This is a genomic window from Psychrobacter arcticus 273-4, assembly GCF_000012305.1.
GTDB classification, from domain to species: Bacteria; Pseudomonadota; Gammaproteobacteria; order Pseudomonadales; family Moraxellaceae; genus Psychrobacter; species Psychrobacter arcticus.
Map to the genome: position 1 here is coordinate 1,306,308 of NC_007204.1, position 25,964 is coordinate 1,332,271.

Here is a 25,964-nt window from a genome sequence, read left to right on the forward strand (position 1 = left end):
AGTTATCTTATTGAATATGCAGACTAACCCTATATCCTATGCAATACTCTCAAAAGAAGATATCAAATCTTTATCGGCGATGGATTGATCAATATTGCAGACTGCACGCTTACCAAATGCACCAAGATTGTAGTCTGCAAATTCATAATATAGAGTCATCACATCACCCATAATCAGTTTTGCTAAGTGGCGCCTTACTTTATCCTAATTGCTGTTAAATCAAGGCTGTTCTTTATCAACAAAAATCAATGTACGTACACCACTATTTCCATAAACATGTGCCTATACACTTAAAATGCATTGAATAACCGTAATAATCTCCGCATAATATGCATTGAATAGCATGATTAATCACCGTATCCTCTGAGAAAAATGATGAAATATGTGACCTACAATCATGAAAAACCAGATTGGACAAAGTGGCGCTGGTCAGATAAACAGTTGCTACCATTGGTTAGCCGTGTACGGATATTACAAGGCCATCTGCTAGGACAGCTATCAACATTAGGGTTTGACTTAAACGTTGAAGCACAGTTGGATGCAGTGACACTTGAAGTGGTTAAAACATCTGAGATTGAAGGTGAGACGCTGAATAATGAGCAGGTGCGCTCTTCTGTTGCGCGTCACTTGGGTATAGACACTAGTGACATGCCAGCAGCGACGCGTGAGATTGATGCCATCGTTGAGATGATGCTCGCAGCCACCTATAGCTATCAATCGCCGCTGGCACTGACTGACTTGTTGGGGTGGCATCACGCTTTGTTTCCAACAGGATATAGTGGTCTGTATCGTATTAACACGGGGGGAATCCGTGATGATAGCAAAGGGCCTATGCAAGTAGTCTCTGGTGGCTACGGACGCGAGCAGGTTCATTTCGTAGCACCAAGTGCTGATAGACTACCTATAGAATTAGAGCGTTTCTTGTTATGGTTCAATACAGCAACTGATGAGCAGGATAATTTAGATCTGGTTATCAAAGCAGGTATCGCTCATTTATGGTTTGTCACATTACACCCTTTTGATGATGGCAATGGCCGCTTAACTCGTGCCATCACCGAGCGTGTGCTAGCGCAAAGTGATGATAGTCAGCAGCGCTTCTATAGTATGTCGGCCCAAATACTCAAGCAGCGTAATGACTATTACAAAATACTAGAGCGCACGCAAAAAGGCGACTCGGATGTGACTGAGTGGCTAATTTGGTTTTTACAGACACTAGAGCAAGCACTGTTATCTGCACAGACAACAACCAATAAGATTATTAGCAAAGCAGGTTTTTGGCAAACGCATCGTCAACAAGCGCTAAATACAAGACAGGTGACTGTGCTCAATATTTTACTGACGAACTTTTATGGCAAACTGACGACCAAAAAATGGGCGACGATCACTAAGTGTTCAGCTGATACTGCATTAAGGGACATTAATGACTTAGTAGAAAAAGGCATGTTAAAAAAATCTGATGCCTCAGGGCGTAGTACGAGTTATGAGGTGATGCTGTAAACTCAATAACCTAACATAAATACAGCGTACTACCCTGCTTGCCAGCCTATTACACCTTTTCTGAAACAGTCAATCATTTCAGAGTAGTAATATTGAACCCTTATCATAACAGGTGGTGGCATCGATTGAAGCATAGCTTATATGAAATGTATGAGATACATGATGTGGCTAATACTAAAGCTCAGCACATAAAAAACCCTTTAAGCGATAGATGATAGCACTTAAAGGGTTTAGATTCGGTTGGATTTAATACCCATTTTTAACTACGGGCTAACGCGAAAATAGGCTGCCCATATTCAACGTTCTGTCCACTTTCAACCAAAACTGCCGTGACAATAGCTTCTTGATTACTAATCACTGGCTGCAAACGGGTCAATTCGTCAATGAAGCAAATGGTTTGACCTTTTTGAATATAGTCTCCTTCTTTGACTAAGTTGTCTGTTGCATCGTCTTCACTTAAGTAGACCTGTCCCACGTAAGTGGCACATACTTGCAAGACATCATCACCCTTCTGTTCAGGCTCATGAGTAGGCGTGGCATCTATAGAATTAGAGCTGACACTACTCTGCACACCTAGATTGTTAACCACCTTAATAGACTGCCCGTTGTCTGCAATCGTGACTTCATGCAACTGACTACTTTCAATCAGTTTGACCACACGTGCTATTTGCTCTATATCCATAATACATTCCTTACCTTAATTTTTTAATTCATGCCAAGGTATTTAGCAATGGTCATGACGCTCAAAATACTCATGACGATGGCGATTAACCAACCAAATACCGCAATCCAAATAGGGTGCTTATAATTGCCAACGATATTTTTTCTGTAGGCGGCAATCAGAATAATGACCATAGCGATAGGTAAAACCAAACCATTTAACGTACCGACCAATACCAGTACTTGTGCAGGCTTACCGATAGTGGCAAATACCATTGTTGAGATAACGATGAAACCAATAATAAAGTAGCGTTTGTGCTTTTCAATGAATGGATGAAAGTTGGTCATAAAAGACACAGAGGTATAAGCAGCACCAATAACCGAGGTCACAGAAGCAGCCCAAATCACCATACCAAAGATAACTTTACCTGCATTTCCTAAAATATATTCAAAAGGCGACATGGCTGGGTTGGCGGGATCCAATGCAAAGCCTTGAGACACCACACCTAATACCGCAAGGAATAAAAACACGCGAATCACAGAGGCAATTAAAATACCAGAGACAGAGCTTCTGGTCACTGAGCTTAAGTTCTCTTCTCCGCTGACACCTGCTTCTAATAAGCGATGCGCACCTGAGAAGGTAATATAACCGCCAACCGTACCACCTACTAGCGTCACGATAGCGACTGCATCAATCTTGTCAGGCATGATGGTTTTACTGACGGCTTCTGCTAATGGTGGGTCAGATTTAAAGACCACATAAATGACCAATACAATAAGGATAAAGCCCATCAACTGAGCGAATTTATCCATCATAGGACCCGTTTCTCGGCCCAAAAATATGGCGACTGCAATCACACCACTAATCAGCGCACCTGTGATAGGCGACATATTAAACATGGACTGCATACCAAGTCCTGCACCGCCAATATTACCAATATTGAAAGCAAGACCACCCGCAATAATCAAAAAAGCGAGCAAGTAACCGACACCAGGGAACACCAAGTTGGCGATTTCCTGTGCACGTTTTTTGGAGACAGCGACTACTCGCCAAACGTTAAGCTGGACCCCAATGTCCATAATAATAGATATTAAGATAACAAAGCCAAAACTTGCCATTAGGCTTTCGGTGAATGTGGCGGTTTGGGTCAAAAACCCTGGCCCTACTGCTGATGTGGCCATCAGAAAGGCCGCGCCTAAAATGGCGGTATTGTGTTTTTTTAGGGTACTCATAAACATCCTTGTTCTATATGGGATTATTTAATCAAATGATTAGTGGGCTGATATCTTGATATCTTGATACCTTTAAGCTCTAGTTGTTTCTTTATTTCTTGTGCAAACAAAATGGCGTGTTCACCATCCCCATGTAAGCAGATGCTTTGCGCCTCTACGGGTACGATTTGGCCACAAACACTGGTGACGGTCCCTTCAGTAATCATCTGCAACACATGCTTAATCGCATCATCTGTATCGGTTATCAGGGCATTGTCTTTACTACGAGAGACCAATGAGCCGTCTTTTTCATAGTTTCTATCGGCAAACACTTCTGATATTGCCTCTAAACCATGCTTTTTGGCTGACTTAACCAAATAGCCGCCAGACAAACCCATGACCTTTAGATTTGGATCAAATCGTTTGATTTCACTCACTAAAATATCTGATAGTGCTTCATCAATTGCGGCTTGGTTGTACAACGCACCATGCGGTTTAACATACTCTAAAGGTACACCCACCAAATCACAGAGCGCTTTGGTTGCCCCCAACTGATACACCAACAAAGCACGGTAGTTGGCTTCACTTAACGGCTGATGAATACGGCCAAAGTTTTCTCTATCGTTTAGACCAGGATGCGCGCCTACGCTCACGTTGTTTTCTTTTGCCAATTGCAACGTTGCTAGCATCTCGCTATAAGACCCAGCGTGAAGGCCGCAGCAGACATTCGCTGAGCTGACTATCGTTAATAATTTATCATCTTGCCCGCAGCCTTCAGCCACATCAGCATTTAAATCAATTTTCATTGGCATACTCCTTTATTTGATCAATATAATGTTGTCTTTTCTGTTGTTTATGTATCGCCTGCTCTAACGATACAACGACAAACTGACAGGCTTTACCAAATCTAATTTGTGCCATCAGACCTATGTCTGCATTGATAACGGTCGCAATTTTAGGGTAGCCGCCCGTCGTTTGTCCGTCTGCCATTAAGACAATCGGTTGCCCTTGCGGCGGCACTTGAATCATACCAATATCAACGCCATGTGAGCTCATTTGTACCGGCTCACTAAATTCAAGCGCTGTTGTCCCTTCCAGACGATAGCCCATACGGTTACTATTGCTTTGTAGTTTCCATGGTTGGGTTTCAAACGCTTGTTGAGACGATTCAGTGAAGCAGTCATACTCACTGCTTTTTATCACTCTAATGACATCGGTTGGCGCAAGTCGAGCCACCCCAATTACAGGCAGGCTTGATTCAGTTTTTACCGTTAAGGTGTCATCGGCTTTTAAGTATCTACCTTCAAATCCGCCAAATCCTGCTTTGAGATTGGTGCTGATCGACTGCAATACTGGCTCAATCTCAAAGCCGCCGTGCACACATAAATAGGTATACATGCCTTGTAGCGGGCGCAAAAGTTTAAGCGTTTGCCCAGCTTTCGCATTGATACGCCAATAGCAGGGAACACGCTGGTCGTCTAAATAGGCCTCGTATAAAGCGCCCGTTAAGCAAAAACAAACGCTTTCTTCAAACTGTATGGTTAACTCGCCCAGTGCTATTTCAATAGCGGGTTCGTTTGCCTCGTTTTTCATCAAAGCATTACCTGCTTGTAGCGCCCAACTGTCCATCACGCCATTTCTACCCACGCCCATGCTTCGGTAACCCAGTCGTCCCGAATCTTGAATACTGGCAAGGGCACTTGCGGTTATAATTTTCATTGATACCACCTGTTTATTTGTCTTTTTGATTCATGCATCTTTTATTTACCGCTTATTGATGAATATCAATCGCTGTAAATGTCAAAGTATCGCCTGCGTTAAGCAACGTCGGAGAGGTCTTGGTTGAATCAAATAAAGCAGTATTCGCCTGGCCTAGTAACTGCCAACCGCCTGGCGAAGCAAAAGGATAAATCCCCGTTTGCTCGCCACCTATACCCACTGAACCTGCAGGCACTTGGGTTCTAGGTATGGCATGTCTTGGAAAATACAATGACTCAGACAAGCCGCCAAGATAAGGAAACCCTGGCTGAAAACCTATAAAATAAACGGTATAAGTGGCTTTAGTGTGTAGCTCAACAACGGCTTCAACTGAGAGGTTTAGGTCATTCGCCATGGCCGCCAGATCAGGGCCATATTTACCACCGTAATGCACTGGTATCTCGACATGCTTACCCTGAATGGTTTTTGAAGGGATATCATTGAGCAGTGCCGACAGTTTGTCTTTGAAGATATTAAGCTTAGCCCATGTTAATGGTAAGATGAATACACTGAGCGTATTCATACCAATCACCACTTCGATGACTTCTGGCATTTTTTGGATGCTGTCTGATAAAGCCCAGCATTTTTGTTGTTTTTCTAAGGTGATCGGTTTAGGGAAAAACAATGCTAGATTGGTTTCACTGCATATTTGCCATTGTAGTTCCATCAGCACGCACTCCTTTACTTTTTATTTTCTATCTTAATTCTGACTCTAATTTCAGCTTTGGTTTTCGTTTTTGCAAGCAAGACTTGATTTATATATTGTCTTGTATCCATTTTTCTAGATAATGAATGCTTATTTGACCCTGACAAAACACCTCATCTTCAAAGAGTCGTTGATGCAAACCAATATTGGTATCAATGCCCGTAATTTGCGCTTCTGATAAGGCCGCACGCATTTTTTCTATCGCTTGTTCTCTTGAGCGATCTTGTACACATATCTTGGCGATCAAACTGTCATAAGAGGGCGGCACGGTGTAGTTCGACTCAGCATGGCTATCTACTCGAATACCAAACCCTGCTGGCATGTGGCAGTAGTCTATTCGTCCAGCATTCGGTAAAAATGTCTGCGCGTTTTCAGCATTAATACGACACTCAAAAGCGTGTCCAGTAATAGCGACATCACTCTGTTTGTGTGCTAGCGCAAGTCCTGCAGCTACTCTTATTTGCTCTTGCACAATATCGACGCCTGTTACCATCTCAGTAATGGTGTGTTCGACTTGCACACGGGTATTCATCTCGATAAAAAAGAACTCGCCATTTTCATATAAAAACTCAAACGTGCCTGCGCCTCTATACTGCATTTGCTCGCAAGCCGTTACGCATGCTTGCCCTATTTTCTGACGTTGCTCTTCGGTAATACCGGGTGCTGGGGCTTCTTCAATGACTTTTTGATGACGGCGCTGCATAGAACAATCACGCTCGCCTAAATAAATGGCATTGCCGTGGGTGTCAGACATGACTTGCACTTCGATATGACGAGGTGCTTGTAAGTATTTTTCAAGATAAACAATCGCGCTACCGAAATTGGCTTTGGCCTCTGTTTGCGTCATAGAGATAGCAGATAGTAAATCAGTTTCTTTTTCGACCACGCGCATACCACGACCGCCGCCGCCACTTGCCGCTTTAATAATGACCGGATAACCAACGTCACTAGCAATCTTGATAACTTGCTCTGAATCAGCGGGTAAAGCGCCATCGGAACCAGGAACACAGGGCACGCCAGCCATTGTCATTTGTTTTTTGGCTTCAACCTTGTCGCCCATATTTCTGATATTGTCGGCCGTTGGGCCAATAAATGTGAGACCTGAGTCTTCAACTAAGGCAGCAAAGTCTGCGTTTTCAGACAAAAAGCCATAGCCTGGATGGATGGCCTGCGCGTTGGTGATTTTGGCAGCAGAAACAAGTGCTCGTTGATTAAGGTAGCTATGTGTGGCATTGGCAGGCCCGATACATATTTTTTCATCGGCTAGGCGTACGGGTAACGATTCTTTGTCTGATTCAGAATGTGCAATGACTGACTGAATACCCAGCTGCTTACAAGCTCGGATAATACGTAGAGCAATCTCGCCACGATTGGCAATTAAAATTTTTGTGAACATGTTTGTTTCCCTAAAGAATATAGCGTCAAATACAGCGTCTATGCAATGTTGATTGGCCTTAACGGTTTGGCGATATAATAAATAAGGGCTGTGCATATTCTACGACGTCACCTTCATCGATCAGAATCTCTTGAATCGTACAGTCAGCTTCTGCCTTTACCTCATACATCATTTTCATGGCTTCAATGATACATAGTGTCTGCCCTGCTGCTACCTGATCGCCCACCTTAAAGAACGCCTCAGCTGTCGGCTCAGAGCGAAGATAAAAAGTACCGAGCATAGGAGCCAATACTTGGTTTTCTTCGACCTTTATAGTCACAGTTTCATCAATAGGGTTATTGTTTACACTGGTATTATTAGACGTGTTGTTGTCAGAGGGTGCAGTTTGTGGTTCTGAATGAGATGTCTTTGAGCGAGGATTATTACCAGTGTGGTTGCCGCTGATTTCATTGCTATTAGGCTGACAAACGATAGAGATACGCGCATCACCATCGGTCACTTCTAAAGATTGTATGTCAGCGCATTCTGCGATCTTGATCAGCTTTTCTAGATCCGTAAAGTTAATATTCATATTATTGGCTATTTCATTAGAGTAAAAGTGAATAATTATTTTTTATAAAAAATTTGTGCGATGTAACTTGCGATGTAACTTGCGATGTAACTAGGGCCTTACTTCTAAGCAGTACGTTTTTATTTGTTGAGAAGCTTGAAGCTTGTTGAAAAATCAGATTGGATTCCATTCCTTCGTGCGTTTTTTATGACGCAGAGTAAGACTGATTGTTTTACACTCAACTTAAAATGGCGTTGCCATCAAAAATTACAGAACTGCCAAGTCTTCATCTTTTGGGTCGCAGATAAACATATACCCTGGTGAATGCGTTATCATCAGTTCTGGTTTACTAGTCATTGCGATGCTTTGAGGCGTCACACCGCAAGCCCAAAATACAGGCACTTCACCTTCTTTTATGAGCGATGCATCACCAAAATCGGGAGAATGAATGTCTGTTATGCCGATGACACTAGGGTCTCCAATATGGATAGGCGCGCCATGTACTTGTGGAAACCGAGAGGTGGCTTGTACGGCTCTTGTGATTAATGGATAAGGTATTGGTCGCATGCTGACCACCATTTTTCCATGAAACTGTCCCGCAGGCTCGGTTTCTATATTTGTAATATACATCGGAACATTGTGATTGTCTTCAATGTGTCTAACAGGAATAGACGCATTGAGCATGGCAGACTCAAAGGAAAAGCTACATCCTAGAAGAAAGCAGACCAAGTCCTCTCTCCAATAGTCTGTTAGGTCTGACACCTCAGCCACCAGCTCGCCAAATTCATATATTCGATACATTGGGACATCAGACTTCAAATCTGCGCCCTTCGCCATCAGCCGTGGTTCTGAACTACCAACATCTGTTACGTCTAAAATAGGACAAGATTTTGGGTTTCTTTGTGCAAACAATAAAAAATCATAGGCCAAATTTTTGGGTACTATGACTAAGTTTGCTTGTATGTGACCTTTGCACATGCCAGAAGTCGGCTTGTTGATTTCATTTTTACCAATTAACGCTCTGACCTCTTTTGGCGTCATATTTGCTAAATCTAACATAATTACAACCTCTTACGTTTTTTCATTTCTGGCAGATAAAATCTGTGTTGAGTCGGCGCTCCGTAACAATATTTTATATATAGATAACTATATTATCGTTATGTAACCTATCAGAACATTTTTAAAATGACAAGGCATGAGTGGTGCAAATCAGAGCATATCACACATAAATAATGACAAATTACACAGAGTTTATTTGAGGTATAGGCGCATGCTTGACCTTACTTCCAAATTGCAATAAACAATTGTACAAGTAACATGTGCTCATGTTACTTGTTTAGAGCAATCGCTGCCGATTTTAACCAAGTAGCCGCTTTACCCAAAGAACGCTGCTTATGCCAGATTAAGCACGGTACGACGATAGCTAATATCTACCAATGGGCCGCTAAGCTTAAAGATAATTTTACGTCTGAAGCTTCTAATATGACGCATGACGTTTCTGAAAAAGCGGTTGCTATCATGCTTAACAGACTTCTCGATGCCAAAACTGCCGAATTAGAAGCTTTTGATAAGAAAATAGCAGAATCTGAAGGATCGGTAGATAATGCAGAAGAAGAACGTAGTAAGATTTCTGATAAAAAAGACAAATACCAAAGTATGATTGACCAGCTTCAAAGCTAATTAGTGCTTTAATTAATCGGTTTTATTGATCCCGTGTTAAGTATCTAGCACTGGATTTTTTATGGTTTGCGGTTTGTCACACTTTCAATTGTATTTGCTATAGTAAGCCCAGTATAAAAACGATACAGCGGGACTGGAATGAATTTTTTGCAGCCTCTGTCTGCGCAGGCACAGCACGCCAGAAAAATTTATACCAGTGCCGCGTCAAAACATGATGTATCTACTTTATTAGGTATATCTGCGCCTAACAGCGAAATGTAAAGCCAAACCAAATACGTAAACACGACTATCGATTTCTGCTAGTATTATGCCACTACGTTATTAACAACTTATAATATGTAAGGTTAAGAGGATTTAACATGCGATTCAAATCATTCGTTCAAAAACTACATGAACGCAATCCTAAACTTGGCAAGGTCGCTTCGCTGACCACAGCCACAGGTGTTATTACTTTTAATAGTATGTTGGCGGGTCCCCCTGTATGGATTATGGGTGCAGCCAAAGCCGTTACTGGTGCAGCTATTGCTGATAAAGCGGTCATTGATGTGACCAATTATTGGATTAACAGCAATAATGCGATGATCGATAACATACTGCCGGATAAAGACTGGCGTATCAGCCTACCTGACGATATCTATACTAAAGGCAAGTATCTACTAGTAAGCAATCACCAGTCGTGGGTTGATACCAGTATCGTGCAATATATTAGTGAAAAGCGTTTGCCATTGACGCGATTTTTTACTAAGTTTGAGCTGATATATATACCGGTCATTGGTCAAGCTTTCTATTTTCTCGATTTTCCAATGATGCGTCGACATTCTAAAGAAGCGATTGCTAAAAATCCTGCTTTGAAGGGCAAAGATATCGAAGAAGCAAAACGCGCCTGCGCGCTGCTGAAAGACAAGCCTTTTACGCTGTTAAATTATTTAGAAGGCACACGTTTCACCACCGCAAAAAGGGATAAGCAGCAGTCGCCCTATAAACATTTGCTTAAACCACGAGCTGGCGGTCTATCTCTGGCGATTAGTGCGCTTGGCGAAGACATTGATGGTATTTTAGACATGACCATGGTCTACCCTGACGGTGTGCCGACGTATAGTGACTTATGGAAAGGCAATATCAAGCGTTTGGGCGTCGATGTCAGACATATTAAGATGCCTGATGACTTATTTGCCAGTATTCAAAATGGCAGATATGAGACAGATGAGGCGATAAAAGCGCAAATGTTCGACTGGGTTGAGCAAGTGTGGCAGCAAAAAGATCAACTCATTACTAAGATGCTTGCTGAATTTGAAGGCAAGCCCCCTGCCCCTGATGCTTAGTTAACAAGCTCTTCTCGTTACCTGATTTTTTTTCATTTCACTCGTTTTTACCAGAAAGCAATAATAGCAACGCGCGAAGGCTACTATTATTGCTTGGTTATTTACAGAATATAAGCTTTGAATAACCCGTAGCGTACTTTTAATCATAAAAGGAAAATACAGTGCCACAGGCTCAGCCAACGTTTGAAACCGCCTCTAATCTTACGACAGAACAAAATACGGCATTAAAAGCTCTCACAATGACAGGTTATCTAGAAGGTACCTCGTTCTTACTATTGCTCTGTATCGCTATGCCACTAAAGTACATGATGGACATCCCAGAAGGGGTAAGATATATCGGTATGGCACACGGTGCCTTATTCATCGCCTATATCATTGTACTCATGGGCACAGCCGTCAAGATCAAGATGCCTATATGGGCGATCCCAGCTGGCGTGCTTGGCTCGTTCTTACCGTTTGGTCCGTTTATATTCGACCATTGGTTAAAAAAGAGCCTAAAGAAAAAAGAAAAGCGAGAAGGTTGTCTAAGACAAAGATTTTCATGACGCTAGTCATTGGCTTCACGATATAGCGTGTTTTGTGACTCTTCTCTAAAATCTTCGTATGTGATGGCAGTATCTGCTTTAGGCACACTAACAGCTGCTTCATTAATCATTGCGTCCGTTTGAGACTTAGGCGTTTTAGGCGTTGATGATTTGGCAGGGTCAGAATCAGTGGGCCCTTCAGCAATAGAAGGTGGTGTATTAGCTTCTACCACAAAATTTTGCTCAGTGCCGGTAGCCGTTTGCTTGGTTACTAGGCTTGTTTTGGTGATACTATTACTAACAGGCGTGCCAGCGGCAGCAGGTTCTGTAGACATATTACCAGTGGATAAGAAACCAGTAGCAATTAACGTTAATACAGAACCAGAAATCATTAGTAAGCCAAGCACCATGCCTATGAGAAGCGGTTTTTTAATGGGTGCTACTGGGGTTATTGAAGGCACATTGTTTACGTTATCATCAATAGTACTACTACTATCGTCTACGTCAGTAGTAGTATCTACCAGTGCTGCGTTATCAGTCGCTTCTGTTATCGTTAAAGGATGTATAACCCTCTCATTTTCTTCATCAGAGAAGTCCAAGCTTACCGATGTACTCGTGTTATCAGATATCTGCAACCCTGCTATATTTTCCACACTATCTTGCTCTTGAATGGCAAATAATTCTAGCTCTGTTGTACTTATTGGCTCATACGAAGACAGCTTGTCAGCGTTCTTTAGCGGTTGTAATGTATGCTGCTGACCAGGACTGTCCAGTAAGCTTGTGCTAAGACCAGCATCAATCTCATTATAGGCGTGAGTATTGCTAACAGTTGGCGCGCCCTCATTTTCTGTATTCTCAACACTTTCGACACGCGTGATATAACGCTCATAGATATTGTGTTTACGATTACGCAGTCGTGGCTTAGTATTAGCGATTTTTGCTAAATTTGCCTCTAAGTCGGCGCTTTGCTTGTCTTTTTTGTCGCTCATGAAGTGATACCAAACCAGTTTATGCCACGCAACCGTAGATGACTGCTAGAATTAAGGGTAAAGGTTTTTTGTTTGCTAAAGTGTAACGCTATCGTTAATTAACAATATAGAGTGTCGCCTCGTATGCTTCAAGCATAATTTTATAGTTGTGCTGTTATTAATATAAAATACAGTAGGTATCCGCTTAATCAATCAACATAATATTACAGATAAATGAGCATAAAACATGGATTTAAAGCAGCTCAATGCGTTTATTGCCGTTGCTGAGCTTAGGAGCTTTAGCGCAGCCGCTACCAAAATCGGATTGTCACAGCCTAGTCTGAGCCGCTTGCTCAAGCAGCTTGAGACGGACATGGGTGTGATGTTGGTTGATCGTTATCACCGACCGCTACATCTAACAGAAGCTGGCACGTTTTTTTACGATAAAATCAGTACCATACTGACAGAGGTAAATACGGTTGTTGGTATGACTCAGCGATTATCTGCACCTAGCAGCGCGTTAAATATCGGTTTTGTGCCCTCTATACTGTATGGGCTACTACCTGAAATTATCGCCAGACTGAAGCAGTCAAATCCAGAAATTGAAGTCAATCTAAAGGATATTAGCTCCTATCAGCAAATGGAAGCGCTAAAATCTGGTGATATTGACATTGGTTTTGGGCGCTTTGCCCATCAAGACCCATGGATACAGCAAATACTGTTACGCCATGAGCGCTACGTCGTTGCGCTACCTAAAGCCCATCCGCTTGCCAATGTGCGCGAGCAATGCTTGATCGATTTGGCAAATAATCGTCTGATTCTCTATCATCAAACCCACTTGCCTGCATCAACAGTGCCGGCAACAGTGAGTAATAAAAATGCGAAGCAAAATAAGAAAAATAATACTAGCCATCATCAAGCATCTGCTATTGAGCAGGTCACAGAGCCTTTGCTGTATTTATTTGCACAATATGGCATCTCTCCATTTATGACTACCACCGTCAGCGATTTACAAGTGGCACTCGGCTTAGTGGCTGCGGGCGAAGGTATCACCTTAGTACCTGCCAGCCTAAAAACAGTGCGTACATCGCAGATCAGCTATCAGCGTCTCATTCACGAAAACGTCACCTCGCCTATTTATCTGCATACACTCAAAGATTTTGTGCATCCTAATATCCCTGACTTATTGCGCGCGACTTATCATGTCTACGAGCAGCGCGGCATCACTTACCGGCGCCAAAAATTTGAATCTCAGCGTTAAATTATCAGATATTGATTAATAATTGTGGTATAAAGAAGCCCGAAAAAATAGTCATTGATAAATCTTGATATTTATATTTAATTATGATAACTATCAGGAATATCTATGCAAAAAATAAGTAATTATTATATCAATAATCATTCTACTAAACCGGATTGGTGTACTAAAGTCGATACAAGGCAAATCGTTTTAAGAAACAGTAGTAATAATAAGCGATGCGCTCATGATCATTGTCAAACTGACACAGGTAAGTGATGATTTGCCGTTTTAACCATTTCGAGGTATGCATGACCACACAACGACTCAATAACCCAAGCGCCACAGGCGATACTCTCCCCGTGCAGCAAGAAGGATTTAGCTGGCGCATCTTTGGTCCCGGTATTCTGATGGCGACCGCTGCTATTGGCGGCTCGCATCTGATTTCATCGACACAGGCTGGCGCGTTATATGGCTGGCAGCTGGCGATTATGATTATTCTAGCCAACGTCTTCAAATACCCGTTCTTCCGCTTTGCCACCGATTATGTCTACGACACCGGTGAGAGCTTAATCGCAGGCTATGCCAAACGCTCAAAAGCCTATCTCTGGATTTATTTTATTCTATCCATTTTATCGGCGGTAATTAGTACGGGTGCAGTGACATTGCTTGCTGCAGTGATATTGGGCTTTATGCTGCCCGCATCTGTAGGACTATCAAGTATTAGCTTAGCTGTCATCATCGTTGCTATATGTTGGTTTTTTCTGATTGCTGGTCATTATAAGTTGCTTGACGGTGTGACTAAGTGGATTATGATTGCTCTCGTATCCGCAACCGTGTTAGCGGTGATGATTGCTGCTGGTAAGCCGACTGTTATGGTTGCTGATTTTGTCCCTGCCTCTCCTTGGAACTTGGCGACTTTAGGATTTATTGTTGCACTCATGGGTTGGATGCCAGCACCACTTGAGTTCGCTGCCATTACGTCGATGTGGACATCGGCAAAGAGAAAAGCTGACAATACCACTCACCGTCAGGGGTTACTGGATTTTAATGTAGGTTTCTTAGTTTCTGCTATTTTAGCCTTGTTCTTTTTAGCGTTGGGCGTTTTCGTACAATACGGCTCAGGTCAAGAGATTCAAACCGCAGGTGTCGCTTATATTGATCAGCTTATCAATATGTATACTGCCACTATCGGTGAATGGTCAAGACTACTGGTCGCCTTCGTCGCCTTTATGTGTATGTTTGGCACGACCATTACCTGTGCGGACGGTTATGGTCGCGCTAATGCCGAATGCTGGCGCTTACTAAAAGGTGAAGACGAGATTAACAAAAAGCAAATCGCCTTTTGGACCACTTATGCTATCGGTGGCGGTCTTTTGATTATTACTTTCTTTGCAGGACAATTAGGCGCTATGCTGAAGTTTGCGATGATATCGGCATTTATATCCGCACCTATCTTTGGTTGGTTAAACTACTCGCTAGTGAAAAACCATAAAAAGCTATCAGCCGGCATGAACGCCTATTCAATTGCAGGGCTTATATTCTTAGGTGGCTTTACCTTGTTATTTTTAGCCAGCCTTGCAGGTATCATTGGTTAAAAATAACTGTTAGCTAATCTAGATAATAATAGACTCGATAGAGTAAAAACCCTTTTAGCCACGCTAAGAGGGTTTTTTAATAGATAAGGATAAATACCTACGGATATATTTGTAACTAAATGTAAATATAGGTGTGTCAGAGATAACATTTTTTATGGGTTATGAATACTAAAACCGATAAACCTTAATTTACCAGATAGTACTATTCAAAAAACAAATATAATTAATTTTATTAAAAAGTTAATTAAATAATAATTACTAGTGAGATAAAAACACCGCTTTTCAGTCATGGATAATTGGGTATAATCAAGCATAACGATTGAATCACGCATGAAAAAAACAAGACTATCCCTCCACGTAAGGACCACGACATGACCCTATCAGCTGGCGCTCGCTTTCGCAGTGCTCTAACTCAAAAAAACGATAATAACCAACCATTACAGATTGCTGGCGCGATTAACGCTTATACGGCGATGATGGCAACCCAAGTCGGTCATCAAGCGTTATACCTCTCTGGTGCTGGCGTGGCCAATGCTTCATTTGGTCTACCTGATCTGGGCATGACTAGCCTTGATAACGTCCTAGAAGATGCACGACGTATCACTGATGCAGTCGATACGCCATTATTGGTTGATATCGATACTGGCTTTGGCGGCGCGTTTAACATTGCCCAAACCATTAGAAAAATGGAAAAAGCAGGTGTAGCAGCCGTACATATCGAAGACCAAGTCGCGCAAAAGCGCTGTGGTCATCGCCCAAACAAAGAAATCGTTAGTATCTCAGAAATGGTTGATCGCTTAAAAGCTGCGCTTGATGCCAAAGTGGATAGTAATTTTGTGGTTATGGCGCGTACGGACGCTTTGTCTGTCGAAGGTCTTGATGCGGCTGTTGAGCGTGCGGTTGCCTTTCAAGAAGCGGGTGCTGATATGATTTTTGCTGAAGCATTAACGGACATTGAGATGTATCGTAAGTTCACCGATGTATTGAATATCCCAGTACTGGCAAATATGACCGAGTTTGGTCAGACCGACCTTTATACTACTGAGCAGTTATATGCGGTAGGTGTCGATATGGTGCTATACCCGCTATCTGCATTCCGTGCGATGAATAAAGCGGCATTAAATGTCTATCAGCATCTGCTTGATGATGGTACACAGGACAAAGTCGTCGATACCATGCAAACCCGCATGGAGCTGTATGATTTCTTAAACTATCATGAGTTTGAGCAGACACTTGATAAGCTGTTTGCTGATAAAAAGTAGTTTTAACCACTAAAAAGGCGTGCTCTGTCATCATCTATGACAGAGCACGCACAGTATTTTAAATACTGCATTTAAAATTAATTTTCTGCATCCAATCAAACCTATCAACCAAAAGCTACCAAAAAAAGGAATTTATTATGGCAGCACAAAACCAATCAACAAAAGTATTGTCAGGCGCAGGTCTTCGTGGTCAAGTGGCAGGTAAGACAGCTTTGTCTACCGTTGGCAAATCAGGCTCTGGTCTGACCTATCGCGGTTATGACGTCTCAGAGCTTGCGGACAAATGCATCTTTGAAGAAGTGGCTTATCTATTGTTATATGGTAACTTGCCGACCCAAAGTGAGCTTGATGCTTATCAGACCAAACTAAAAGGCTTACGTGGTTTGCCACAGTCATTAAAAGAAGTGCTTGAGCGTATCCCTGCCGCAGCGCACCCAATGGACGTATTACGTACCGGTTGCTCAATGCTCGGTAACTTAGAAACTGAAATCAGCTTTGATGAAGAAAACGACCAAGCGGATCGTATGCTTGCGGCATTCCCATCAATCATTAACTATTGGTACCGCTTTAGCCATGACAATGTGCGTATCGAAACCGAGACCGATGATGAGACCATTGGTGGTCACTTCTTGCATCTGCTTAAAGGTGAAAAGCCAAACGAGCTACATACTAAAGTGATGAATGTCTCGCTCATTCTTTACGCTGAGCATGAGTTTAATGCGTCAACCTTTACCGCTCGCGTGTGTGCATCTACCTTGTCTGACATCCATTCTTGTATCACTGGCGCGATTGGTTCATTACGCGGTCATCTACATGGCGGCGCGAACGAAGCTGCTATGGATATGATTGAAGGCTTTAGCTCACCAGATGAAGCAGAATCTGAGATGATGGCCATGCTGGCACGTAAAGATAAGATTATGGGCTTTGGTCATGCCATCTATAGTGAATCTGATCCACGTAACGTGGTTATCAAGGGTTGGGCTGAAAAGCTGGCTGCTGATGTGGGTGATGATGTGCTTTATCCAGTATCAGTACGTTGTGAAGAAGTCATGTGGCGCGAAAAGAAACTATTCTGTAATGCTGATTTCTTCCATGCATCAGCGTATCACTTCATGGGTATTCCAACTAAGTTATTCACACCAATCTTTGTATGCTCGCGTTTAACCGGCTGGGCGGCACACGTGTTTGAGCAACGTGCTAATAACCGTATCATTCGCCCAAGTGCAGAATATACTGGCGAAGAATTGCGCCCAGTACCAGATATGAGCGCGCGTTAATATTTTTACTGGTTATCTAGCATAAGAGTTTATGCTAGATAACCAGTTTAACTGCTAAATATATTCACAATTTAGCAGTTAAACCTTTTCTTAATAACCATGCTTTCTTTTTAACCATATTTTTTTAGCAAAGCCTTCTTTAATACCGCTGATGATTTTGCTAAAAGAATGACTATTTTTTGAATTTAAACCAGCCAACCGCCAAAGGTGACTTATGGACAACGCCCTAGTACAGCCGATGAATGAACCATTTAAAAAGCCATTACCTGGCACAGACTTGTATTACTTTGATACCCGCGAAGCAATCGAAAATATCGAAGCAGGCGCGTATGACAAACTCCCGTTCTGCTCAAAAGTATTGTGTGAAAACTTGGTACGCCGTTGCCCACCAGAGGACTTAACCGCTGCGTTAGAGCAGCATATCTATGGTAAGCAAGATTTAGATTTTCCTTGGTACCCTGCCCGCGTCGTATGTCATGACATTTTAGGTCAGACCGCCTTTGTTGATTTGGCAGGACTTCGTGATGCCATCGCAGAACAAGGCGGCGACCCTTCAAAAGTCAATCCAATCGTACCAACGCAATTGATTGTTGACCATTCACTGGCGGTTGAGCATGCAGGTTTTGAAGAAAACGCCTTTGAGAAAAACCGCGCGATTGAAGAGCGCCGTAATGATGACCGCTTTCATTTTATCAACTGGTGTCAGTACGCCTTTGATAACGTTAACGTCGTACCACCCGGTAATGGCATCATGCACCAAATTAACTTAGAGAAAATGTCGCCGGTTGTGCAAGTAGTAAAAAACAAAGCCGGTGAAGAAGTCGCTTTTGCCGATACTTTGGTTGGTACCGATAGCCATACGCCGATGGTTGATGCTTTAGGCGTTATCTCAATCGGTGTTGGCGGGCTTGAAGCCGAAAGCGTCATGCTAGGCAATCCATCTTATATGCGCCTGCCTGATTATGTTGGTGTTAAATTAACCGGAAAATTGCAAAAAGGTATTACCGGCACCGATTTAGTACTCGCGATGACCGAGTTCTTACGTAATGCCGGTGTGGTTTCAACCTATATAGAATTCTTTGGTGAAGGTGCGCGCCAGCTAAGCGTTGGTGACCGTGCGTCTATCTCAAACATGACACCAGAATATGGCGCAACCGCGGCAATGTTCTATATCGATGAGCAAACCATCGACTACTTACGCCTAACGGGTCGTAGCGAAGCACAAATCAAACTGGTTGAACAATACGCCAAGCAGACCGGTCTATGGGCTGATGGTATGGAAAATGCGGTTTATGACCGTGTTCTTGAGTTTGATTTATCTGCAGTCGTCCGTAATATGGCAGGTCCTTCACGTCCGCATGCTCGCGTTTCAACCACGGATTTGGTTGCTAAAGGCATTGCCCACGCTCCTGAAGACAAATTACCAGAGCCAAAAGACGGTCTGATGCCAGATGGCGCCGTTATTATCGCCGCCATTACCAGCTGTACCAATACTTCTAACCCACGCAATATGGTTGCTGCCGGTCTGGTCGCCCGTAATGCCAATGCCAAGGGCTTATTGCGTAAGCCTTGGGTGAAGTCATCACTAGCACCTGGCTCAAAAACGGTAAAAATGTACCTAGAAGAAGCAGGTCTGATGCCTGAGCTACAAGAAATCGGCTTTGATGTCGTCGGTTTTGCTTGTACGACTTGTAATGGTATGAGCGGCGCACTTGATCCTGATATCGAAAAAGAAATCATCGATAACGATCTGTTCACCACTGCGGTATTATCTGGTAACCGTAACTTTGATGGCCGTATTCATCCGTATGCCAAGCAAGCATTCTTAGCCTCACCGCCATTGGTAATTGCTTATGCTATCGCCGGTAATATCCGTTTTGATATTGAAAAAGACTCATTGGGTAAAGACCAAAATGGTAATGATGTTTATCTAAAAGACATCTGGTTTGATGATGATGAAGTTGACGCTATTGTTGCTAAAGCGGTGAAGCCCGAACAGTTCAATGCGGTCTATATCCCGATGTTTGATGAGGCCAAAAAAGATACGGGCAAAGCTCTAAGTCCGCTCTATAACTGGCGTGATCAAACTACTTATATCCGCCGTCCGCCTTATTGGGAAGGTAAGATGGCGGCGATGAATAAGCTGACAGGCATGCGTCCGTTAGCGGTTCTTGGTGACAACATTACTACTGACCATTTATCTCCGTCTAATGCGATTTTGGGTGATTCAGCGGCGGGCGAATACCTTGATACTATGGGTTTACCAAGCGAGGACTATAACTCGTATGCGACCCATCGCGGCGACCATTTAACCGCCCAGCGTGCCACCTTTGCCAATCCTAAGCTATTAAATGAGATGGTACGTGATGAGAAAGGTGACGTAATACAAGGTTCGCTTGCTAGAGTTGAGCCAGAAGGTCAAGTCATGCGCATGTGGGAAGCAATCGAGACTTACATGAACCGTGAGCAGCCGCTTATCATCATCGCAGGTGATGGTTATGGTCAAGGCTCAAGCCGTGATTGGGCTGCTAAAGGTGTCCGTTTAGCGGGCGTTGAAGTGGTGGTTGCTGAAGATTTCGAACGTATCCATCGTCAAAACTTAGTTGGCATGGGTGCCCTACCTTTGCAGTTTGAAAAAGGTGTCACGCGCAATACGCTTAATATCGACGGTACGGAAGTCTTTGATGTCACGGGCGAGGTTTCGGCTGGCGGGATGATGGCGCTGGTGATTAATCGCGCTGATGGTAGCAAACTTGAGGTACCAATCATCTGCCGCTTAGATACTGCCGATGAGGTCAAGATGTATAACGCGGGCGGGATGCTACAGCGCTTTGCCAAAGAGTTTATCGATGGCACGTTAGATATTGCGTAAGCGTTTGAGTTTTAAATAATCAAAGAGCCGATGTTGTATAGAGTGTCTATATGGCATCGGTTTTTTTATATTTAGATAGAAAAAGTAATTACACTAGCGATTTATGACAATCATTAAAGTATTGATTTAACATCGCGATAAAAGTTCTCATGTGTGCCAACCATTAATAAGGTGAGTACAAGTTGACCATCATCAATTTGATAAGCCAATAATGTTAACTGCTTTAGCATTTTAAACTTATAAACCCGTACGGATGATAAGTCACCTGCCTTTTGCGCACCTATATCAGGGTTGTCAATGATGGCACGTACAGCAGAATCTAAATCAGCTTTTTGATTTTTATGTAATTTTTTAACAGCTTTTTTAAAGCTATGCGACTGGATAACACTTAAAGGCTGAGTCATCATTTATCCAAACTCATAAGGCTCTACCATACCAGCATCCGCTTCCGCTTGTGCAATTAAAAGCTGACGAACAAATTCGTAAGATAAATCAGGATTGTCTTCCATAATTTGTCCAATGGTTGCCCAATGCTCTATTTGCTTTGGGGGCGTGCGATGTTGTGCTTTTGAGATCGCATAAGCTTTATCAACTAATGCTTTATTAAGACGTATGCTTGCGGTAGACATAAAATTCTCCATATTCAAAAATATCACCCTTGTGGCATTTTACCACAAATACAGAGTACTAACGACCATCATTATGATAAGCCAATATAAGGAATAAAAAATGACCCAATCAACTTCAACAAACAAACCAAGGTTTGCCCCACAAATCTCCGTCCCCGCCACCTATATGCGCGGAGGTACGTCTAAAGGTACCTTCTTTAAATTGTCCGACTTACCTGAGCGTTGCCAAGTCGCTGGCGAGTCGCGCGATAACTTTCTACTACGTGTTATTGGTAGCCCTGACCCTTATGGTAAGCAAATCGATGGCTTAGGTAATGGTAGCTCTAGTACCTCTAAGACGGTGATTCTCTCTCCATCCGATAAAGCAGACCACGATGTCAACTATCTGTTTGGACAGGTCAATATCGCTAAGCCCATGATTGATTGGGCAGGCAACTGCGGTAATTTAACGGCGGCGGTCGGCGCTTGTGCCATCAATATGGGCTTGATAGATGCAGATAAAGTGTCTAATAACGCGGAAAGTGCTATCTGTGAGGTGCGTATTTGGCAAGAGAACATCAGTAAAACCATTATCGCGTATGTACCTGTTTATACTGATGAGCAAGGCAAGGTACAAGTGCAAGAAACGGGCGATTTTGAGTTAGATGGTGTGACTTTCCCAGCGGCGGAAGTCAAAATCGAATTTATTGATCCGGTAGATTCCTCTAGTGCTATGTTTCCCACTAATAACCTAATTGATGATTTCGATGTCTCTGGCTGTGGTTTAAATACTGATAGCGTTAAAGCAACCTTTATCAGCGCTGGTATCCCAACCATCTTTATGAAAGCAGAGGATTTGGGCTTTACCGGTACTGAATTACAATCTGATATCAACAGCGATAGCGAACTGCTTGCCAAGCTTGAAAAAATCCGTGCCAAAGGCGGTGTCGCTATGGGATTGTTCCAAGATATCAGTGAGGCACAAACCAGCCAACATATTCCAAAGATTGCTTGGGTTGCTCCTGCGCAAAGTTACAGCGCTTCAAGTGGAAAAGCAGTTGATGCAGCAGATATTGATTTAGTCGTACGCGCCATGAGTATGGGACAATTGCATCATGCCATGATGGGTACAGCAGCAGTAGCCATAGCAGCAGCAGCAACTACTCAGGGAACGTTAGTGAATGAAGCGGCAGGTGCGGGCGAGTTAGGTGAAGTGCGCTTTGGTCATCCATCAGGTACTTTATTGGTTGGCGGAAAAACCGAACGCGTGAACGGTCGCTGGCAAGCCAAAAAAGTATCGATGAGCCGCTCAGCACGTCGTATTATGGTTGGTGAAGTTTTTGTACCAGAAAATGCGTTTTAGTTTTCTTTAGTCTATGCCTAGTATAGCTTTGTAGGTCAGTTTACTTTACGCTAATAACATGCCAAACCCACCTACCCTCAGTAAGACACCTCGATAACAAGCCGCCGCTCAAAAAAGTTGAGCGGCAGGCATTGCTTTGGGATATTCTAAAAAAAACTTGCCGTAGTTGCTGCGCCGAAATATTCAGCACCATGTCAGATAGCCTGAACTTCGATAAAATCAGTCAAACCTTGAATAGTTAATGCGGCACGAAATCGTTATAATGCTCACTCTTTGATGCATCCTATTTTGGATTATTCTTTAAATCGTTAGAAGCTGTGTGATTATGACTTGTGAAATTTCGATAAAAACCTTTGATGAGCTGACCTCAGTTGATCTGTATCATATTTTAAAAGCGCGCTCGCAAGTGTTTGTGGTTGAGCAAAATTGCCCTTATCAAGACATGGATGAGGTCGATTTTGATTGCTTACATCTGGTTGCGCATCAAAATGAGCAGCTGATTGGCTATTGCCGTATCATTCCGCCTGTTTTTAATACCAAGAAATCCGTCGTAACCCCTTCAGGTCCTATTCCCTCGATTGGCAGAGTTTTGGTATTAGCAGCGCACCGTGGTGATGGTGTCGCACGGCAAATGATGCTAGAAGCCATCAAATACTGCCGTAAAAAATACGGTAAAAAACCCATTATTATCTCAGCCCAGACGTATTTATTACATTTTTATCAATCTCTTGGGTTCATCGCTGAAGGTGAGCATTATCTTGAAGACGGCATTGAACATGTCATCATGGTATTACCCATTATTAAAAAGGTAAAGGTGAAAAAGGAGAGCTCAGGCGCTACCAATAGCATCCTTAGCTTTTTGCTATTGATGTTGGCACTGTTGTTTATTATTGGTTTACTGTATTTAATGGTTTAATCTCCTCAAGGTAGGTCTTACACTACTTCACTGTGGTTCGATTGTGAGTATGCTATTTTTGATAGCAGGGTTATTGATTCATAATAGGATTGATAAGTCACTTACATATCTGACTCAAGGAAGAGGTAACAATTATGTCCAATGTCGAAAGCAATGTCCGACCAGAGTATGACGGTGAGATTGAAAAAATCGCTGATTATGTACTCAACTACTCTATAGATAACGACTCCCTAAACAGCGCTGATGCTTGGAATACCGCTCGCTACTGCCTAATGGATACGCTTGGCTGCGGACTACTGGCATTGCGTTTCCCTGAATGTACCAAACATTTAGGTCCTGATTGTGCTGATCAAATTACCCCTAATGGCGCACGTGTCCCTGGCACCTCCTACCGCCTAGACCCTATAAAAGCCGCCTTTGATATCGGCTGCAGCGTGCGCTGGCTCGATTATAATGACACTTGGTTGGCAGCTGAATGGGGACACCCTTCTGACAATCTAGGGGCTATTTTGGCAGTGGCAGATTATATCAGCCAGCAAAACGTCAGTCAGGGTCGTGCGCCGCTTATGATGAAAGCGGTATTGGAGGCCATGATTATGGCACATGAGATTCAAGGCGTGCTGGCATTGGATAACTCCTTTAACCGCGTGGGACTTGACCATGTCTTTTTAGTGAAGTTGGCGTCGACTGCTGTGGTTGCTAAATTATATGACTTGCCTCATGACCGTACCATGGCGGCTATCTCACAAGCGATTGTCGATGGTCAAGCGCTACGTACCTATCGTCATGCACCCAACGCCGGTAGCCGCAAGTCATGGGCTGCAGGTGATGCTACCAGTCGCGCCGTACGTTTGGTTGATATCACGCGCCGCGGTGAGATGGGTATTCCCGCTGCATTGACAGCGCCGCAGTGGGGTTTTTATGATGTACTCTTTAGTCATACCAATAAAGATTTGGCTCTCAAGCCTGAGAAAGAGCGCACATTCACCTTCCAGCGAGAGTTTGGCAGCTATGTGATGGAGAATATCTTATTTAAGATAAGCTTCCCTGCTGAGTTCCATGCACAAACTGCTTGTGAGGCGGCAGTTATTTTGCATCCACGTATTGATGACCGCATGGAAGATATTGAAAAAATCATCCTCACCACTCATGAGTCTGCCATTCGCATCATATCAAAAGAAGGGACGCTGTCCAATCCTGCTGATCGCGATCATTGCTTGCAATATATGGTCGCAGTGGCTTTACTCACCGGTGATTTGATGGCGGAGAATTATGAAGACGACTATCATGCCGAGCATCATGTTTTGATTGACGGTCTTCGCCGTAAGATGGTGGTTGAAGAAGATGCCGGTTATTCAAAAGACTATCATAATCCAAGCAAGCGCTCGATTGCCAATGCGATACAGGTATTCTTTAAAGATGGCAGTAGTACCGATAAGGTGGCTATTGAATACCCTATCGGTCATAAACGCCGCCGTGCTGAAGGATTGCCGGTATTAGAAGCTAAGTTTCGTGCCAGTCTTGCGACGCGGTTTATCGACAGTCGTTGTACAGAGATTTTTGCATTATGTAGCGATCAACAGCGTTTAGAAAAAACACCGGTGAACGAATTTATGGATTTATTTGTCGCCTATTAATAATCGCTTTAATTCGTCAATTTCTAATGACCTAAAGGCTCTTTTTAAGACCTACCACGGTATCGATTCCCCTGCCCAATCCACAAAACTCCCTGATTGGGCAGCACTCATCTTACTGAGCACCTCAAGCAAGCATTCAGCACTGTAGGTGGGTGAAAATAGCTGCCCGTCAGCCACATTACCCTGAAACGGTGCTGAAAGTTGGGTATTGACGGTGCCCGGCTGCATCACTACCACGCAGACGTCTTTAAGCGAGCGGCTCCACTCAATACTCAAGTTTTTCATACCCATATTAAGCGCTGCTTTACTCATACGGTAGCTGTACCAGCCGCCAAGCTGATTGTCACTGATACTACCTACCCGTGCCGATATCGTCGCAAAAATCGCAGGCTTATCTGCGCTTCGTTCAGCTTTTGCCAATAGCGGCTTGATATGCTTAGCAATGAGCAGACTTGCCAAGGCATTGACCTGCATATTCTGTAAAAAAAACTCACTTTCAAGCTGCTGTAGTGCTTTTTCTGGCTGCTGCGCCTTGGTGTGCAGCAGTCCAGCACAATTAATCACCCAATCTATATGCGTGGTTTGCTGTTTGATCGTATCAACCGCGTGTTTGATACTTTGCTCGTCACAGATATCCATCGCTATCCAATACAAATTGTCTGCTTCAAAATCGGGGATGCTTTTATGGTATGTTGCAAAGACACGAATGCCAGTATCGTTATTCATACCGGTGCTGGCGTGTTCATTGGTCGCAGTCTGTAGCAGTTGTTCAACCATGGCTTTGCCAATACCGCCTGTACCGCCGATGATAAAGTAATTTTTAGTATTCATAAGGCGTTCATCCTTGTGATTATGTGATTATTCATAGCGGTTATGACGCAATATTAAAACTACTTCTACTATATTGATTCAATTCAAACG

The 25,964-nt window shown here is 43.1% G+C and carries 25 protein-coding genes; 12 read left to right on the forward strand and 13 right to left on the reverse strand.

All coding sequences use genetic code 11. The features are described from left to right. Positions 1–36: 36 nt before the first annotated feature. A complete protein-coding gene (locus PSYC_RS11945; RefSeq protein ID WP_264622168.1) occupies positions 37–159 on the reverse strand; it encodes a hypothetical protein in 123 nt (40 codons plus the stop codon). A gap of 216 nt (positions 160–375) precedes the next feature. Here PSYC_RS11945 and PSYC_RS05700 point away from each other — a divergent pair, with 216 nt between their 5' ends. Then, complete coding sequence (locus tag PSYC_RS05700) at positions 376–1,497, forward strand: Fic family protein (protein WP_041757653.1); 1,122 nt, start codon at positions 376–378, stop codon at positions 1,495–1,497. A gap of 259 nt (positions 1,498–1,756) precedes the next feature. Here PSYC_RS05700 and PSYC_RS05705 read toward each other — a convergent pair whose 3' ends face one another. From PSYC_RS05705 to PSYC_RS05740, 8 genes are all read right to left on the reverse strand, one after another. Continuing rightward, on the reverse strand, positions 1,757–2,179 hold the full coding sequence (locus PSYC_RS05705) for an acetyl-CoA carboxylase biotin carboxyl carrier protein (protein WP_011280369.1): 423 nt from the start codon (positions 2,177–2,179) through the stop codon (positions 1,757–1,759). Positions 2,180–2,202: 23 nt separating this feature from the next. After that, positions 2,203–3,390, reverse strand: a complete 1,188-nt coding sequence (locus PSYC_RS05710; RefSeq protein WP_011280370.1) for an NRAMP family divalent metal transporter — start codon at positions 3,388–3,390, stop codon at positions 2,203–2,205. 23 nt (positions 3,391–3,413) lie between these two features. Beyond that, entirely contained in the window at positions 3,414–4,175 is a 762-nt protein-coding gene (pxpA, locus tag PSYC_RS05715) for a 5-oxoprolinase subunit PxpA (RefSeq protein ID WP_011280371.1), read from the reverse strand. Next, positions 4,165–5,088, reverse strand: coding sequence for a biotin-dependent carboxyltransferase family protein (locus tag PSYC_RS05720; protein ID WP_011280372.1), 924 nt, complete (start codon positions 5,086–5,088; stop codon positions 4,165–4,167). The genes pxpA and PSYC_RS05720 overlap by 11 nt, the downstream gene beginning before the upstream one ends. Positions 5,089–5,140: 52 nt before the next feature. Further along, a complete protein-coding gene (gene pxpB, locus PSYC_RS05725; RefSeq protein ID WP_011280373.1) occupies positions 5,141–5,794 on the reverse strand; it encodes a 5-oxoprolinase subunit PxpB in 654 nt (217 codons plus the stop codon). A gap of 88 nt (positions 5,795–5,882) precedes the next feature. Next, entirely contained in the window at positions 5,883–7,229 is a 1,347-nt protein-coding gene (accC, locus tag PSYC_RS05730) for an acetyl-CoA carboxylase biotin carboxylase subunit (protein ID WP_011280374.1), read from the reverse strand. 58 nt (positions 7,230–7,287) lie between these two features. Continuing rightward, a complete protein-coding gene (gene accB, locus PSYC_RS05735) occupies positions 7,288–7,800 on the reverse strand; it encodes an acetyl-CoA carboxylase biotin carboxyl carrier protein (RefSeq protein WP_011280375.1) in 513 nt (170 codons plus the stop codon). 246 nt (positions 7,801–8,046) lie between these two features. Continuing rightward, on the reverse strand, positions 8,047–8,838 hold the full coding sequence (locus PSYC_RS05740; RefSeq protein ID WP_011280376.1) for a putative hydro-lyase: 792 nt from the start codon (positions 8,836–8,838) through the stop codon (positions 8,047–8,049). Positions 8,839–9,111: 273 nt separating this feature from the next. Between PSYC_RS05740 and PSYC_RS05745 the strand changes: the two genes are divergently transcribed. The 3 genes from PSYC_RS05745 to PSYC_RS05755 all read left to right on the forward strand — a co-directional run bounded on the left by PSYC_RS05745 (position 9,112) and on the right by PSYC_RS05755 (position 11,326). Beyond that, entirely contained in the window at positions 9,112–9,459 is a 348-nt protein-coding gene (locus PSYC_RS05745; protein WP_227500364.1) for a hypothetical protein, read from the forward strand. A gap of 359 nt (positions 9,460–9,818) precedes the next feature. Next, entirely contained in the window at positions 9,819–10,781 is a 963-nt protein-coding gene (locus PSYC_RS05750) for an acyltransferase (RefSeq protein WP_011280378.1), read from the forward strand. A 239-nt stretch (positions 10,782–11,020) separates the two neighbouring features. After that, positions 11,021–11,326, forward strand: coding sequence for a DUF3817 domain-containing protein (locus PSYC_RS05755; RefSeq protein WP_406621535.1), 306 nt, complete (start codon positions 11,021–11,023; stop codon positions 11,324–11,326). Positions 11,327–11,328: 2 nt separating this feature from the next. Here PSYC_RS05755 and PSYC_RS05760 read toward each other — a convergent pair whose 3' ends face one another. After that, positions 11,329–12,294: a hypothetical protein gene (locus PSYC_RS05760; protein ID WP_011280380.1), complete on the reverse strand. Its 966-nt coding sequence runs from the start codon at positions 12,292–12,294 to the stop codon at positions 11,329–11,331. Between the two features lie 226 nt (positions 12,295–12,520). Between PSYC_RS05760 and PSYC_RS05765 the strand changes: the two genes are divergently transcribed. The 5 genes from PSYC_RS05765 to acnD all read left to right on the forward strand — a co-directional run bounded on the left by PSYC_RS05765 (position 12,521) and on the right by acnD (position 20,519). Continuing rightward, positions 12,521–13,534: a LysR family transcriptional regulator gene (locus tag PSYC_RS05765; RefSeq protein WP_011280381.1), complete on the forward strand. Its 1,014-nt coding sequence runs from the start codon at positions 12,521–12,523 to the stop codon at positions 13,532–13,534. A gap of 287 nt (positions 13,535–13,821) precedes the next feature. Beyond that, the gene (locus PSYC_RS05770; RefSeq protein ID WP_011280382.1) at positions 13,822–15,108 is read left to right on the forward strand and encodes an NRAMP family divalent metal transporter; all 1,287 of its coding nucleotides are present in this window, start codon (positions 13,822–13,824) and stop codon (positions 15,106–15,108) included. 371 nt (positions 15,109–15,479) lie between these two features. Then, positions 15,480–16,370, forward strand: a complete 891-nt coding sequence (prpB, locus tag PSYC_RS05775) for a methylisocitrate lyase (protein ID WP_011280383.1) — start codon at positions 15,480–15,482, stop codon at positions 16,368–16,370. Positions 16,371–16,507: 137 nt separating this feature from the next. After that, positions 16,508–17,647 carry a bifunctional 2-methylcitrate synthase/citrate synthase gene (prpC, locus tag PSYC_RS05780; protein WP_011280384.1) on the forward strand — a complete coding sequence of 380 codons (1,140 nt, stop codon included), beginning with the start codon at positions 16,508–16,510 and terminating at the stop codon, positions 17,645–17,647. 238 nt (positions 17,648–17,885) lie between these two features. Beyond that, the gene (gene acnD, locus PSYC_RS05785; RefSeq protein ID WP_041758010.1) at positions 17,886–20,519 is read left to right on the forward strand and encodes a Fe/S-dependent 2-methylisocitrate dehydratase AcnD; all 2,634 of its coding nucleotides are present in this window, start codon (positions 17,886–17,888) and stop codon (positions 20,517–20,519) included. A 113-nt stretch (positions 20,520–20,632) separates the two neighbouring features. Here the strand turns inward: acnD and PSYC_RS05790 are convergent, their stop codons facing one another. Next, the gene (locus PSYC_RS05790) at positions 20,633–20,923 is read right to left on the reverse strand and encodes a type II toxin-antitoxin system RelE/ParE family toxin (protein WP_041758011.1); all 291 of its coding nucleotides are present in this window, start codon (positions 20,921–20,923) and stop codon (positions 20,633–20,635) included. A 3-nt stretch (positions 20,924–20,926) separates the two neighbouring features. Next, positions 20,927–21,148, reverse strand: coding sequence for a TA system antitoxin ParD family protein (locus PSYC_RS05795; RefSeq protein ID WP_041757655.1), 222 nt, complete (start codon positions 21,146–21,148; stop codon positions 20,927–20,929). Between the two features lie 100 nt (positions 21,149–21,248). Here PSYC_RS05795 and prpF point away from each other — a divergent pair, with 100 nt between their 5' ends. The 3 genes from prpF (at position 21,249) to PSYC_RS05810 (ending at position 25,043) form a co-directional block, all read left to right on the forward strand. Then, positions 21,249–22,490, forward strand: a complete 1,242-nt coding sequence (prpF, locus tag PSYC_RS05800; RefSeq protein WP_011280388.1) for a 2-methylaconitate cis-trans isomerase PrpF — start codon at positions 21,249–21,251, stop codon at positions 22,488–22,490. Positions 22,491–22,815: 325 nt separating this feature from the next. Continuing rightward, positions 22,816–23,406 (forward strand): GNAT family N-acetyltransferase, encoded by a 591-nt coding sequence (locus PSYC_RS05805; RefSeq protein WP_011280389.1) that lies wholly within the window; start codon positions 22,816–22,818, stop codon positions 23,404–23,406. A gap of 134 nt (positions 23,407–23,540) precedes the next feature. After that, positions 23,541–25,043 (forward strand): bifunctional 2-methylcitrate dehydratase/aconitate hydratase, encoded by a 1,503-nt coding sequence (locus PSYC_RS05810; protein WP_011280390.1) that lies wholly within the window; start codon positions 23,541–23,543, stop codon positions 25,041–25,043. Positions 25,044–25,094: 51 nt separating this feature from the next. Here the strand turns inward: PSYC_RS05810 and PSYC_RS05815 are convergent, their stop codons facing one another. Next, complete coding sequence (locus PSYC_RS05815; protein WP_011280391.1) at positions 25,095–25,874, reverse strand: SDR family oxidoreductase; 780 nt, start codon at positions 25,872–25,874, stop codon at positions 25,095–25,097. Positions 25,875–25,964: the final 90 nt, after the last annotated feature.